Below are 14,038 nucleotides of genomic sequence, written 5' to 3'. Positions count from 1 at the left end.
TCGAGGGCTCAACGTCCCTGCGGGAGCAAAGGCAGCATGGTTCGTGGTTGCCTTTTCGTCGTCGGTCACCGACCGGGCTGGCCCTCTACGCTGCCCATCATCCGGGCCAGTCTGAACGCGTCAAGGGCGCCTACGGCGTCACTTCGTGATGGCCTTCGGCCACCCTTGACCCAACCCGACCGCCCCTACAGATGCTCCGCTACGAGGACGCATCCCTCATGTGAGCGTGCGTCACAAGCTCCGATAATGCGAAGAGCCCGGTCGTGCTCTCAAACGTGGCTCACGGTCGGGAAGGTCCGTCGAGTCGGCGTCGGGAATCAATGGATGCCGCGCAACAGGTCCCCAACACCGCCACTGCGCCCGAAGCCTCAGGACCGCGGGGTGGCGCTCGACACCCCGTGTGTCAGAGTCGTCGACCTCAGCGATCCATCCCCGAAGGTTCCGAACCGAGGCTTGCACGTCGTCCAGTCGAAGACCGTTTCCGTCCAAGACCAGGCGTGTCTGCTCGATCGCCTTCTCGACGACCTGGAGGCGTGTCTCGATGAGTCGCCGCGTGTTCTCGTCCCAAATCCTCGGACTCCCGTCAACGGCCCCAAGTGCGTCGTCCACTGCAATCCAGGCAACAGAACGAACTGCGACCGGAGGCGATTCGATTCGTCGACGTGCGTCGAAGTTGACCGCCAGGAAGGTCGAGAGAGGGATTTGGTCCAAAGCGCCGATCACGTACTCCCACACCGGCATCGTTGCGTCCAGGGCGCCCGATGACACAACGATGAGGGGATCATCAACCTGGCTGCTGGTCACAGAGAACGTTTCGACGGCCGGCAATAGGCGATGGGAGAGCACCAGCGCTTGGAAGCATGGGTTGATATCCGTGAAATCCAGATCCTGCACCCGCATGCACGCGTGACGCGTGTTTAGCCGCGCATTCAGCAGTTGCAGCCGGTTCGTTCCGAAGAACGCCTGGACTCGTCGCCACGAGGCCATCCGCCCCTCTTCCTCGGGAGAGGGGAGCTCGCTGCCGTCTGGATTGACGTCGAGGGCTCGCACGCACGCAAGCCCGGCTTCGCATCCTTGGACAAACGAGTCGGCCAGCGTAAGGGCGAGCGCCACCTGACCGGGTGACACACGGCCGTCTTCAGTGACGAACTCATCGGTGAATCCGTCCCAAGTCAGGGTCTCGTGAGTCTCGCTGTTACGAAGTGCCGGAATCACCACGTTGCCCGCGATTGAGCCCAGGTTTCCACCACCGGCAATTAGACGGTCGCGCAAGTTCGTAAGCATGGGCGGAGGTTCCCACGCACCGTTTCCGAGGCAGTAGACAGCCCAGCTGAACTGCCTGAAGGGCCCCTCGACGGTGCGCTTGTACGCATCAACAAGGGCAGCTGCGCGGCTCTCGGGGTCTTCCGACTCGTTTGATGCAGTGACGAGCGCTCGATTCGCAGCCTGGCGCGTTCGCCGTAGCGCCGGTTCGGCGACTCGGAGATGTGTGTTGACTTGAGCGGCAACGGTCGGATCGGCCTCGAGGTACCGATGGACGAAGGTATCCAACTCGACATACGCCGTCACGGGATCCTCGCAGTTGAGGACCCAACCTACGATCGAGACGATCGCAAGGAGGTCCGTGACACCTGGGACACCGAACGAGGCAAGGTGTGGAATGAGGTCCGAAAGCAGGTCCTGGGTCTTGTAGGCGTACTGCTGCAGCACCCAGTCCGCGCGAAACTCGCCTGCCTCATCCACAGGAGCTTCTGCCATCACGAATGCAGTCCTTAGGGCTTCTGTCCCATCAGACACTCCCCTGCGGCCGGCCCACCAGTCAGCGGCATCGCGAAGTTCTTGGGCTGGAGGAACCCATGGTCCGCTGCCGTCCACTGCCTTTGCAGCCGTGGTGGTTGCTATGTCAACGAGTCGGAGGACCTCAGCGGCACGGCCGCCATCGAAAGGAGCGAACGGCTCCAACGCCAGAAGGTGAGAGAGGACATGCCGACGCGCGCTCAGGAACCGATCCACCCAATGGCGGACGGTATCGAAGTCGCCAACTGGTGGTGCGATCGATGCGGCCAGGTCTTTGAGAGAACCGACAAGAGCGGTTGCATGCTGGCCCCAGGCCCACTGCCCGACCGGCACGCTGTGGAACTCCCGTAATGATCGGTGGAGGTCTGGGGCATTCCGGAGCGGTTCGGCGAGACGCTTCCGAGCGGAGTGCGGTAACGCCATCAGTGGACTCCTATTCACTCGGCACGCATCACAACCTTCAGCTCGTCCATTGCTGGATTCGCCTCTCAGGTATCAAGGCGGCGCTTCGCGCCTCGGCAACTGCCTGCGGGCGGCGCTGGCGCGCCGTCCTCGGCAGTTCAGTCCCCCGCTCCTCAGAACCCGTACTTCACAAACCGACGCCTGAAGGCTTCTTCGGACCCCTCCATGATCTCCTCCACAGCCAGTCGAACGTGAACTTGGTCAAGCGAGCCTTGCGCCGGAACCCCAGCCACCTGCTTCAACCGCCCCCGTCCGTCACTCGCCTCAAGGGCATAGATCATTTCGGCGTCCGCGTTCACCGGAAGGTTCGGGTCATGGGTTACGAGGATTACCTGACGACGTTCCTTCACTCGCCTTATCAGAGGCACCATCTCGCGATACGTGAACTCGTTGTCGATCTCGTCTTCTGGTTGGTCGATCACGACGGGGCTCGTGTCAACCGCGAGAAGAATGGCCAGCACGGCCGTGCACTTTTGCCCGATCGAAAGCCCAGACTCGATATCGCCGGCAACGGTTCCGTCCTGCCTGCGAAGCTGCACAGAGACTCGGTCCGGAACTCGGAGACCTATCAGCCCATACCGTTCGCTGGGTGGGAAACACGCTAGGAAGCGCTCACGGTGAGAACTTCCCCACGGGTACCCGTCGGGTTTGCGGCCGGCCTCAACCTCTTCGACCCACTCGAGCAGAACGTGTCCGGGGGACCTCTGACCAGACGCAGAAAGCACGCTGCCGACGAGGGCCGTCCAATCATCGTCCGACAGCCGTCGACGGTCGCCCCGGAACTGCGCAACCTGATCTCGGAACGCCTGGTCGTCGCCGTAGGGGTGGATCTCCATCTCAACAAATGGTGTGTCGGTGGCGGTCTTGGGCACGGCCTCGTTGAGCTTCTTTGCCGAGTCCCTTCGAAGCTTGGTCTCTTCGGCCCAATTCTTGGCGAACTCTTCCAGGTAGGCCTGTCGTTCGGACTCAGCAGCCTCCGCTTGTAGCAGCCGCCCAGTTAGCTCGCCTTCCTCGCTTGCGAGGCGATCCACTTCGGCCCGATAGTGGGCTACTAGAGACTTTCGGCAGGGCCGACGTCTGGCCAGACTCGGTCCAGGTGCTCGGCGGGACGCTCTCTATTGGGCTGCCCACCAGCCTCATCGGTGTGGCTCACTTTCGGACTGCTGCCCGCCGGGTGCCGTGACGAGGCGTGGCTCAAGAAGGGACTGCCCTGCTCGTAGTAGCACTGCCCACCTCGCCGTCCACATCGGTACGAGCACAGGCGGGAGTGGCATATGGAGCACGTTGTCATCGGGGTTGATCCCCACAAGCTGTCGGCGACGATCGAGGTCGTCGACCACCAGGAGCGGCGGCTCGGTTCGGGCCGCTTCACGACCGACCGGGCCGGCTACGCGGCGATGCGGACCTACGCGAAGGCGTGGCCGGAACGGGTGTGGGCCGTCGAAGGAGCCAACGGCGTCGGACGCCCGCTGGCTCAGCGGCTGCTGGCCTCCGGTGAGCACGTCGTCGACGTCCCGGCCAAGCTCGCCGCACGCGTCCGGCTCTTCGACACCGGGCACAACCGCAAGACCGACGCCCATGACGCGCACTCGATTGCGATGGTCGCGGTCCGCACCCGAGGCCTGCGGGTCCTGCAGGTCGACGGCGAGCTCGAGGCCCTGCGGCTGCTGGTCGAGCGTCGTGAGGCGCTAACGCGTCGCCGGGTCCAGATCGTCGACCGGTTGCAGGCGCTGTTGGCCGAACTCCTTCCAGGACAGGCGAAGAAGGACCTCACCACCGGCCAGGCCAAGCGAATGCTGGCCTCCGTGCGCCCGCGCGACATCGCCGGGAAGACCCGCCGACGGATCGCTGCCGAGGAGCTGACCGAGCTGGTCGCGGTCGAGGCGAAGATGAAGAAGGCCACCGCCGAGCTGAAGGCCATGGTCGCGGCCCGAGGTTCGCACCTGACAGACATCCACGGCGTCGGCCCGGTCGTCGCTGCGCGTGTCCTGGCTGACGTCGGCGACGTCGCCCGGTTCGCCGACCGCAACCGGTTCGCGTCCTGGACCGGCACCGCCCCACTCGACGCGTCCTCGGGGGAGCAGAACCGGCACCGGCTCTCCCGGGCCGGCAACCGACGGGTCAACCACGTCATCCACATCGCCGCCGTCACCCAACTCCGCATCGACACCGACGGCCGGGCCTACTTCCGGCGCAAGCGAGCCGAGGGCAAGAAGCCCCTGGAAGCGCTGCGGTGTCTCAAACGCCGGATCTCCGACACCATCTATCGCCAGCTGGTTGCCGACGCCGCAGTCAGCCGCAGCCATGATGTGGAGGCGGGCCCGGGAGGGCACCGCGGGGCGTCACTCCAATCCAGCGCGGCCGGCTCACACCCGCACACCGACACTTCGGATCAGCCACTTCCCGGACCCGCACCAAAGACGCTACGCCCCACCACACCGCCCCGGAAGACCGAACCCACCAAGCGCCTCCAGCCGACCGGTTGACAACAGAAGGGAGCCGAACTGCTCCACGTCTATGCCCTGGTCCTTCAGGCTTTGACGGATCTCGGTCGTTTCGTCGGCAGCATCCTTCGCAGTCTGGTGGATCTCCATGGCCGCGGCGGAGCTCCGCAAGGACTGGATCGTGTCGTCTAGTTCGTCCAAAGCGCCACGCAGCTTCCGTCCGAAGGCCTCTAAGGCAGTGGACCAGCCGGCCTTGATCTCCCGTAGCGCCACGTCATCCTGGGCATCAATCCCGTCCAAGAGTGCAGCAGCAGAATCGAGCGCGGCCGAGCAGTCGGGACGCAGCCCGTCAGAGGACGACAGCAACGCCTCAAGGGTCCGAACTCGGTCCTCTGCAGAAACCTGCGCTTCAAGCGGCTTCGCAGCCTCGCGCAAGCGATCGCGAGCAGTGATGGCTCTGGCCTTCTGGGCCTGGACCTGCGCCAACTCACGCTTCAGTGGCACCGCCTCGAGAGCGCGTTGGGCAACGGCGTTGAGGTCGGTGCGCATGGATTGCTCTTCCCTCGCGAGACGCGACAGTTCCTCGCGGTGAAGGTCATCCACAAGCGCCACAGTCGCGGATCGATCCTCGGCGATGTTGTAGATCTCGCGCTGACCGAAGAATCGGACCGGAAAAACGTCCGCCACGTGCGTCCCCTCGAGCGCCATCGAATCCGCCGTTACCGTTCCCACACTCCGACCCGTCGACGTGATCTGAAGCCGTTGGTCCTCGTACTGACCAACCACAGCAACTCTGGTCGTGGTCTTGACAGTTCGGAGGCTCTTTTCGTGGTTGCTCCTGACGTCCTGACCACGAACAGACGAAGCCTGACCCAGATTCATCCGCAGATAGTCGACGAGCGTCGACTTTCCCGTGCCCGAGCCACCGATGAAGCGTGCGTGTACCCGTCCTCAGGCCGCGTATCGCCGAAGCGGATGCGCGAGTCGTGGTCGAGGAAGGCTTGTCGGAGCCCCTCAATGCTAGGGCTCGTCATCTTGATCCAGGTGGACCGAAACCCGATGTGATTTCCCTCCGAACCTTTGATCGGCTCGAGGCTCTTACAGTCTGAGCTGCAAATGGAGGCGATCGGATGGGCCCGCCCGTATCGATCGTCAACATTTTCGAGGACGCTCTTCGTCAGGGGCTGTGTCGCCAACGAGAGGTAGTGGCCGCGGCTTTTGGGAAGTTCAAGACAGAGCAGGCGGTCATCTTTGATCACGTCCGCCGACCACCATTGAATCAACTGATTGTCGTCGAGCACGCCCTTCCCAGATGCGGCGTGGGCGAGAATGATGAGTCCGGGAGTCGTTGGGTCGTTCTGAACAGCGTTTACAAGCTTGTCACGCGTGAAACCACTTGCCTCTCGGATAGGGAGAGCGCCGTCGCTGTTGAAGCGCTCCCCAGGCGGGAGTCCGAGGTACGTAAGCTTGTCTGAGAGGGTATTAACGGAAGTTCCAGGCTCAAATAGGCAGAGCACATGTATGCCCCGGCCAAGCGGCACCTCAATTTCAAATCCAAGGAAAAATGCGGATCTCGTAGCCCCGCGAGGGCGCAATCGCCTCAGCAGCGGCGACCAACTCTGGCATCAGAGAGTCACAATCCGGCATTGCTAGGTTGTGTTCGGTAATTGCGATGGCTTCCAGACCCTCGTCATAACAGCGTCCGATGTAGGCCTCAGCGACCGCTTTTCGCTCGGAAGACGTACTCCGTGCGTTGATCCTCTCTGGCCCCCGCCAATGAATTCTGTCAGCAGGCGTTTGCATCTGGAGATCGCATTTGAAGAATCGTGCGTACGTCACTCTAATCCGCCTAGTTCAGTTCATGCCGAACGACTCTATTGGTTGCTGCCACTGACCCTCGCCGATCCCGCCCGTGATCTACGATCAATTAGATGTGCCTCGCCGGACAGCTTAGAGTATGTCCTCGAGGACGATGACGGGGCGCGAGTGGGTCCCCCACTTGAGCTCCCAGCCGTGGGCTGCATTTTGCAAGAGTGTCACCGGGACCACAGCACTGTTCGTCCCCCATGGCGCATTCTGGCTGGTTCCACTGCTCATACCGCCTAGTGTCCACACGACGACCATGTCATATGAGTTCATCGGATGCTGGTGCTTAAAAAGATTCGAGAGTTGAGTCTCGATTTCTACCAGCAGCACCTCCCCGGTTGCCTTTTCAACCAGGACGTCGGTCGAGGCGTCAATGTACTGGCCGAATTTAGCAATGGGAGCCAATTCACCACTCCAAGCGCCAGACTGAACCATCATGGCTAGGAGATGCGAAACGTCGGCCTCCTTCTTCGGCTTCTTGACGAAGGCGAGGGACGCATTTGGCTTAGTGACGAGGACATCCGCCGAGTTCGCGTAGCCAGCTTTGAGGCCGGCCGCCTGGTTTGTCTTTCTAACAGCTTCGATTGCCGCCTCTTCCGCATCCTTCATAGCGTTGTAGGCCCGAGCTTTCGCTTGGATGTTGGGCCAAACCGACGCTTGGAAATCGGCCCAGATCCAAGCTATCTCGTCAGATTCCTCGTTTGTGATTACGTTCCGGTCAGCATTAAGCTGAAAGTCCTGGCAGTTCAAGAAAACCTTGTATTCGAAGTAGTACTCCCCACCCAACAGCGTCCTCGACAGCCCTGTATCGTTGCGCAGCGGGATGAAGTCCTTGCACAAATGGACACCCATTTGAGACTTCTGCGTCCAGCCTTGCTTAAGTTCGGCGCTCAGCATCTCCGAACGCACCTTCTCACCTGCAATTATGACAGTGCCGTCGTAGTGCACGGTATGCGATTGACCCTGCACGCTTATGGTCTTGCTTCGCGAAAAGTCCAAGACGTCGCAGAACTTCTTTGAATTTTGCTGGATGCCCTCTGAGACCGGGCCCCCGGTGGGTGCCAAATCTACTGGCGGCACCTGGAAAGCTCCCGACAAAGGGCCGAGCGTAACCGTGCCAAGCGGCGAAACTACCTCGAGAGAGACCCGGGGGATTGTGCCGACGTTAACAACAGTGTCGATGATGTGCGTCTGCTGAGCATGGCGGTTCTTTACGGTGCCAGTGGCGCACATGCTTCGCAAATAATGCATGACGCGGTCGGCAATCTCCTGAGGATCAATGGACTTCTTGCCATTGAAACTCGTGAGGTGCACCCCCATCAGGGTGATACGCGTTCCCTTTGAGGAAATTCCTGGCACGTGGCCGCTTGGATCGGCGTCGATCGTGTAGGTAGGCAATGTTCCCTGCGAGAGGGATGCCATTGGGTCTGTCATGGAGCCAACGAGAAGGACGCCAGGATTCGTGTGTCGGCGTGACTCGACAAGGATCTCGCGGGCCACGAATGTCGTCTTTGAGCCGAGCCCTTTTTCCCCGATAGCGGTCTGTGGAAAGTCCTTTTCGGAGTCGCCCGCATTGAAGAACGCCTTCATGTGGCGCTCCTCCATCCCATTGCCATCGTCTTGGATGACGAGGTTCCAGATCTCGCCCCCAGCGTTTGTGAGCTGGACGTCGATGTTCTTGGCCTCAGCGTCCACGCTGTTCGACACGGCCTCCCGAAGCAGTTCGATCGATTGACTTGTGTTCAGAACGGCCTGGCGCAGCAGGGATTCCTGCGACACGTGCGAGGTATGTGAAGTCACGAGCGGCCCCTTGATTTGAGTCACGATCCGATGGCAGGGACTCTAGCCAAGGTGACAGGCGACGCGAGCGCGAAATCGGGGCAACTGCGGCAGTGGGCGTTCAGTCGGCTGTTCCTGTTTCGGGCAACTAGGCCTTGGGCGTAGGCCAAACGTAGCGAGCGACGCGAATGGTGGAGCGGGCGCGCTTCATTCGCATCTCAAGCTTGTCCGCGCGCGGGATGCCCTCACCTCCAACGACCTTCGGTGCCTGCCGGCCGATCGGCTTCACCTTGAGGGCGCCCCCCAGGATGGCGGCTTCGAGGGCTTCGGCGTTGGGAACCCAGAACGACTCGACGTCCAGCGCCGTGAAGGCCACCTTGCGCGTGCGACTCCTCCCCGAGTGGGATGGGGCGCTGGGTCGCCCTCGTTGAGCGGCTTTGAATTGTCGGTGCCACTGCACGAACTCACCGGTCTCGTCCATCTCGGCCGCGCCGTTGACGATTAGGAAGCCCAGACCCTGTTCGGCGACGCATGCACGGCTGGCGCGTTCGTCGTTGAGGAGAGTGTCGCTCTTTCCTGGGGCCACGCGATTCTCGAAGACCTGCGTCTCCGTGTGGACCTTGATATCCCAAACAAAGTTGAGGGCATAGTCGAAGGTCGTGTTGCCGTAGCGGACCCGACGCGGTCGTTCGGGGAGGGTGAAGGCGCCGGCCAGGACGACTTTGGCGCGTTCCTCACCGTAGAAGCCTTGCCATTCGTTGTCGTTCGCTCCGCGAAGTCCGCGATCCGCGAGCCATTTCACAGCACGCTTCCCCTCCCACCGCGAGGGCAGGTTGGCTAGCAACGCGGCGGCGAGCGCATCGCCTTCGTCCTCAGGGCTGGCGAGCACATCGGAGACTTCAGAACCCAGGAAACCCAGACGTCGCTCGGCTCCGGCGAGGATCATGTTGAGGCCGGTCAGCGAGATCGTTTCACCCGTGGACTCGCACTTGTCAGTCCACGGCACGTGCAGTTCACTAGCGAGCGATGCGGCCAGCTTGGTCTTACTTGAGCGGTTTAGGGCGGCATCTGGAAACGCGCGGTCCGCGAGATTGATCAATACGGACTTGTGCTCCTTGGCGCCAGGTCCGAGCCATTCTTTGTCGGCGCGAGTAAGTGCGGCGATGCGTGTTACGGCCTCGATCTTCGAGCGTGCAGGGTTGAACGCACGCCAAGCGGGGCCGGTCAATTCGGCAGGCGCAGCATCGCGAAGGCGGCGGAGGGCACCAAGGCGCCTCGCTTCGGTTGCACCCGCAAGGAGGACGTTCAGGCCTTCAAGCGTCACCTTGTTTCGCTCAGTGTGGAGGTTAGGGTCCCAATCGACTGCGAGCACCCGTGCAATCTCGCGACCAAGCACAGCGTTCGTGCGCACAAGGTCAACATCCAGATCCAAGGAGTCCCTGAGCGCGACCAAAGCTCGCTTTTCGCCCCGCGAATCGTCGGGATTCCGTCCCGTGAGGGCGTAGATGCGCTCGATAGCTTCAGGGATCGTCTCTGCAGGGAAGAAGAAGGACCAGTTCTCTGAGGCAGGCACTCGGGCAGGCTAGCCGTCAGGGATCACCCATACCTCCGGAATCTACGGATGGGCCGGCCGGTGGCTCGCCAATATCTCGTTCGGCCGTAAGGGTGCCTTCTCGACTGCTGCGACGATGGCGCGACCTCGGGCGGTTCGGCGCAGGATCTTGGCGTCGCGCTCGACATGGGCACGGAAGATGTGCCACACGGCACCGACGTTGACCCCGTTACCCATTTGCTTGTACGTCGCCGCGGCCGACTGACCAGGAAAGATGAAGGAGTCCGGAAGTCCTTGCAGGCGGGCAGTCTCGCGAGGGGACAGCCGCCGCTCTCGCGGGCCCACGATTGAGGTCTGGGTGATCGCCACTAGCGCCGGCAAGTAGGTCGCCTTCTTTGCTCGGATGCCTGAAGGGCGGAAGTGCATCACGGTATGCCATAGCGATTTGGTCTCCTGGGCCTGCCATTCCAGCTTGCGCCGTGATGCGGGGAAGACCTCCGAATAGATCCCCCAGCGATGTGCCCAAGGGATGATGGCGGCGAAGTGCCTGGCGAACATGTCGTGGTTCTTGCGCAGATGGCTCTGCTTCCAGTCAGGGAGGCCAGAATCCACCACAGGCCGCGACACTTTGCTGGGTACCCGGATCATCGCAGCCTGCCAGTCGATCCGCTTCATCTCTGGAAAGTCCAGCCACGCATCCGCCCAGATGGGATGCCCTGGAAGATGCCGGTCGTTCATGAGGGGCCTCATGATCTGCACGAACTCTTCCCAGGCATTGATCCAATGTGTCTCTGCATCCGTCAGGTCACACCCTGGGATGTTGTGCGAGTCGTCGAGGAGACCCTCCAGATGCCAATCCTTCTTGGGGTCGAAGAGGTGCAAGGCTCCCTCGGCGCGCGGGAATCGGTCGGTCATGGTCGCCACCGGGGCAGGGCCCCCAAACTCGATATCACGAGCCACCAGGTCGGGAGCCAGCGTTGCTGTGATGAAGACGCGTTCGCGGACCTGAGGCACGCCACCAAGGTGAGGCGGAAGTAGGTGGGGCGAGAATACGGCGGCCTGGTTACTGACGTGGTAGCCCTCATCCTGCAGGGTCTCGATGATTACGTCCCACTCGTGCTGGTGCTTTGGCCCTATAAGGTTGCGGACGTTCTCCAGGATCACGATCCGCGGATGACGGGCCTTGATGATGCTGGCGATGTTGAAGAAGAGCGTGCCCCTTGCTTCGTCCATGCCACGCTGGGCGCCGGACTTGGAGAAGGGCTGACACGGAAACCCGGCGCAGAGAACATCGTGCTCGGGCACCTCCATGACACCACGGTCAGCATCCGCATCAAGCGTAATGTCGCCCTGGTCATTGGCGCCTAGGGCCGAGTGGCCCCAGTTGGACTCGTAGACCTTGCGGGCTAGGGGGTCAATTTCGACGGCATAGACGCACTCTCCGCCCATCGACTTGAGCGCGGCGTGGAAGCCGCCAATCCCTGCGAAAAGGTCAATGAAGCGGAAGGCTGGGGGCGTCACGCGGGCCAGCCTAGCTCAGCTCGAGCTAATGTTCGAACTCCGTCGAGGGCATGTCCGGCTTGCCTCCTGCTTCGTCGAACAGTCGATTGGCGTCCGCATGTTCGCTGCTAGGCCTCGCCGCTTGGGACACTCCCGCCTTCTAGTTACTGGTCGTCTTCGTGATCGCCGGTGACCTCCAGGTAGCCGAGTTCTCCCGCGACCGATCGATCGTCCACGATCGCCTTCCCCAGTGCGACGAAGCGCAGCACGTCCGGCGCAAAGATGACGATCTGTCCGTTCTCAGGCACTAGGGTGCAGCCAGCCTTGAGCGCCAATGGTTGCAGGTAGGCGACATGCGCAGGCGTTGCCGCTGCCCGAACGAAGGGCTGGCTGTAACGCACATGTCCCCGGCACGAGTTGCTCGTGCGAAGGCCCGCGCATGTCAGCGCCAAGACCAAGCCTGCGACCCCGACATCCATGGCGGTGTAGTACTCAAGTGGCACGTCTAGTTGCTCGAGAAACGCTTCGAATTCTTCGTGCGTCGCCGAATCGGCGTCGGCCTGGCGGAGCGCAACTGATTCGTAGCGCAGCTGGTCGTTGGCCTCGTCCCAGTCGTACCGACACATGCAGCCGTACTCCAAGTTCCCATCCCACCCTTCCTCCCATTCCTGGACTGTCAAAGAGTCGATGAGTTGTTCCGGGTTGATTGGCTGCGAGGGGACAACCTCGAAGGTCGGAATCACGAGAGCACCTTCCTTGCGGGACGCGCGAATGCCGGCCAGCCTTGCAGAACGCTCCAAGTGCGGATGGCAAGTCGGGACGCTATCCCCCCTTTGGCCCATGGAGATCGTTGCCTCAGCTTGCCGGGTTGGGAGGACTTGCAGGTGCGAGGATCCTCGACGCAACTTCATGTGGGTCACGAAGGACCTGACATTCCCAGACCCGGACGACCCGCCAACCCTGCTCTTCCGCAAGCAGACTTGACCGACGATCACGCTCCGCATTGCGCAGCATCTTCTGCTCCCAGAGCTCCGCGTTAGGGCCAGTCCAAGCCTTCGTGCGGCCGTGCTCGGGACACCCGTGCCAGAAGCACCCGTCGACAAAGACCGCGACTTTCCGGCCCGGAAGCACGAAGTCAGGCGTGCACCCCTTTGCGAGCCTGGGATGTAGGCGGAAGCGACCCCCGGCAGCATGGACCGCGCGACGAAGAAGAACCTCCGGAGTCGTGCTCTCCTTCCGACGACCGGCAAGGTGAGCACCAGCTGCAGTTGCCACCCACTTCGCCGCCACTGGGCAAACGTACGAGGCTGCCAGCCTCCCTGTCCCGGGTGGTGCAACCGAAGCGTGGACGGGGCGCGCGCCCTGTCTCGTGCTGTCGGCGCGCCTTCGTACCGTGAGAGCGCCCGGCCGCCGAGTGGGAGACCAGAATTTGCCGTTACTCGGAGGGCTGCACGGGGAGGTCAACTACATTCCACAACGACCTCGGCACAGGCAGGAAGTAGGGTTCGTCACGCTCAGGCCACTTCATCAAGAGGCCATAGGTCCTACTCCGCGGACCCTGACGTTGTGTCCTGGCGACAAAGCGCTCCGCTTGGATCATCTCGCGCAACGTCTCGCTAGGCCTCGAGCCATCATCGAGACGGTAGCGAACCGCCAGGCGGCGCTCGACGTCAGCGAGCACCGAAGGTGAGAGCGTTGACAGATCAATCTGTGCCACTGCGACTCCTTTTTTGGTTCCTGTGAATCATGCCATCGACCCACGACGGCCCACGGGTCTTCGAGGCTCTCGAGGTGCTGGGACGAAGTCTCGCAACGCCCTCTCGACGCACGGCATGACAGGGAAGACGACCTCACCATCGACGGTGAGGCCAGCGAACACGGACGGCAGCGCACCAAGTTTGCATTGGGCTCTGGGCCACTATCGGACAACAAGTGCAGGATGCTTCGGGCCGGAAAGGGGCACTGACGGTCATCGCATCGAGCACGTCGTTGGCCGCTTCGGCCGCCCTCCTGAGATTCCCAAGCTCGATACGCGGGTTCGATTCCCGTCACCGGCTCAGAGGTCAGGGTTTCGGTTGGCAGTTGGTCGGCGCCGAGTGTGAAAGCTGGCGGTGGACAAGTCTCAGCGGCTCATCAGGGGCAGCATGAGGCGGTAGGTAACGGTCACGTAGTGTCCCGCGCGTCATTCCAGCGTTTCGGCTTCTGGATGAGAATCACCCATGTGGGCTATATCGGCCCGTCCTGTCGGGCCAATAGGTTCGGGACGCTTCGCTGTCTTCGGTCCGGCCAATGTCACCTGACCAAAAGTCGTCCAGTACTGGAAGGGGCCACGCGCACCCTTTAGGGGGTAGCACATGAGCCGTTTCGGGCGGGCACGCATCTACTGGGGACTAGCTGCCTGCCTACTGCTCGGGTTCGGGTCACCTGTCGGCCCCGCAGTGGCCGTGGCGACTACCTCTGTTTCTGCTTGGCCCACCACCTCCACCACTGGCGCCGTCGGATACACCCTGAGCTCCCCGATACGGGTCAAGACCGGGACCGGGTACACCACCCGGCGGATCAGCATCCAACGCCGCCCCTCAACCTCCACCACCTGGTCCACCATCACCACCGCCACCACGACCAGCACCGGCACGTA

The 14,038-nt window shown here is 62.1% G+C and carries 10 protein-coding genes; 1 reads left to right on the top strand and 9 read right to left on the bottom strand.

Annotated features, from left to right (window positions below; genetic code table 11):
• Positions 1 to 231: 231 nt before the first annotated feature.
• Positions 232 to 2,013, bottom strand: a complete 1,782-nt coding sequence (locus tag AC1DS4_RS14280) for a hypothetical protein (RefSeq protein ID WP_477633510.1) — start codon at positions 2,011 to 2,013, stop codon at positions 232 to 234.
• Between the two features lie 359 nt (positions 2,014 to 2,372).
• Positions 2,373 to 3,290 carry a P-loop NTPase family protein gene (locus AC1DS4_RS14275; protein ID WP_477633509.1) on the bottom strand — a complete coding sequence of 306 codons (918 nt, stop codon included), beginning with the start codon at positions 3,288 to 3,290 and terminating at the stop codon, positions 2,373 to 2,375.
• Positions 3,291 to 3,533: 243 nt separating this feature from the next.
• Here AC1DS4_RS14275 and AC1DS4_RS14270 point away from each other — a divergent pair, with 243 nt between their 5' ends.
• On the top strand, positions 3,534 to 4,745 hold the full coding sequence (locus AC1DS4_RS14270) for an IS110 family RNA-guided transposase (RefSeq protein ID WP_477633508.1): 1,212 nt from the start codon (positions 3,534 to 3,536) through the stop codon (positions 4,743 to 4,745).
• Here AC1DS4_RS14270 and AC1DS4_RS14265 read toward each other — a convergent pair.
• The 7 genes from AC1DS4_RS14265 to AC1DS4_RS14235 all read right to left on the bottom strand — a co-directional run.
• Complete coding sequence (locus AC1DS4_RS14265; RefSeq protein WP_477633507.1) at positions 4,683 to 5,585, bottom strand: hypothetical protein; 903 nt, start codon at positions 5,583 to 5,585, stop codon at positions 4,683 to 4,685. The two genes, AC1DS4_RS14270 and AC1DS4_RS14265, sit on opposite strands and share 63 nt — an antisense overlap.
• A 1,068-nt stretch (positions 5,586 to 6,653) precedes the next feature.
• Complete coding sequence (locus AC1DS4_RS14260; protein ID WP_477633506.1) at positions 6,654 to 8,348, bottom strand: ATP-binding protein; 1,695 nt, start codon at positions 8,346 to 8,348, stop codon at positions 6,654 to 6,656.
• A gap of 148 nt (positions 8,349 to 8,496) precedes the next feature.
• Positions 8,497 to 9,921 (bottom strand): hypothetical protein, encoded by a 1,425-nt coding sequence (locus AC1DS4_RS14255; protein ID WP_477633505.1) that lies wholly within the window; start codon positions 9,919 to 9,921, stop codon positions 8,497 to 8,499.
• Between the two features lie 42 nt (positions 9,922 to 9,963).
• Positions 9,964 to 11,421, bottom strand: a complete 1,458-nt coding sequence (locus tag AC1DS4_RS14250) for a DNA cytosine methyltransferase (RefSeq protein WP_477633504.1) — start codon at positions 11,419 to 11,421, stop codon at positions 9,964 to 9,966.
• A gap of 143 nt (positions 11,422 to 11,564) precedes the next feature.
• Positions 11,565 to 12,143, bottom strand: a complete 579-nt coding sequence (locus AC1DS4_RS14245; protein ID WP_477633503.1) for a hypothetical protein — start codon at positions 12,141 to 12,143, stop codon at positions 11,565 to 11,567.
• Between the two features lie 112 nt (positions 12,144 to 12,255).
• Entirely contained in the window at positions 12,256 to 12,675 is a 420-nt protein-coding gene (locus tag AC1DS4_RS14240) for a very short patch repair endonuclease (RefSeq protein ID WP_477633556.1), read from the bottom strand.
• 1,105 nt (positions 12,676 to 13,780) lie between these two features.
• On the bottom strand, positions 13,781 to 14,038 hold a 258-nt coding region (locus AC1DS4_RS14235), incomplete at its 5' end, for a hypothetical protein (protein ID WP_477646057.1).

The organism is Pedococcus sp. P3_C7 (assembly GCF_056402615.1).
The sequence above is the reverse complement of the archived record's forward strand: the minus strand, read 5'-3'. Positions and strand labels throughout refer to the sequence as shown.

What these genes read in the sequence shown, in the direction of transcription:
- AC1DS4_RS14270 (WP_477633508.1), top strand. Translation starts at nt 3,534, where the DNA reads ATGGAGCACGTTGTCATCGGGGTTGATCCCCACAAGCTGTCGGCGACG.
- AC1DS4_RS14265 (WP_477633507.1), bottom strand. Translation starts at nt 5,585, where the DNA reads ATGAATCTGGGTCAGGCTTCGTCTGTTCGTGGTCAGGACGTCAGGAGC.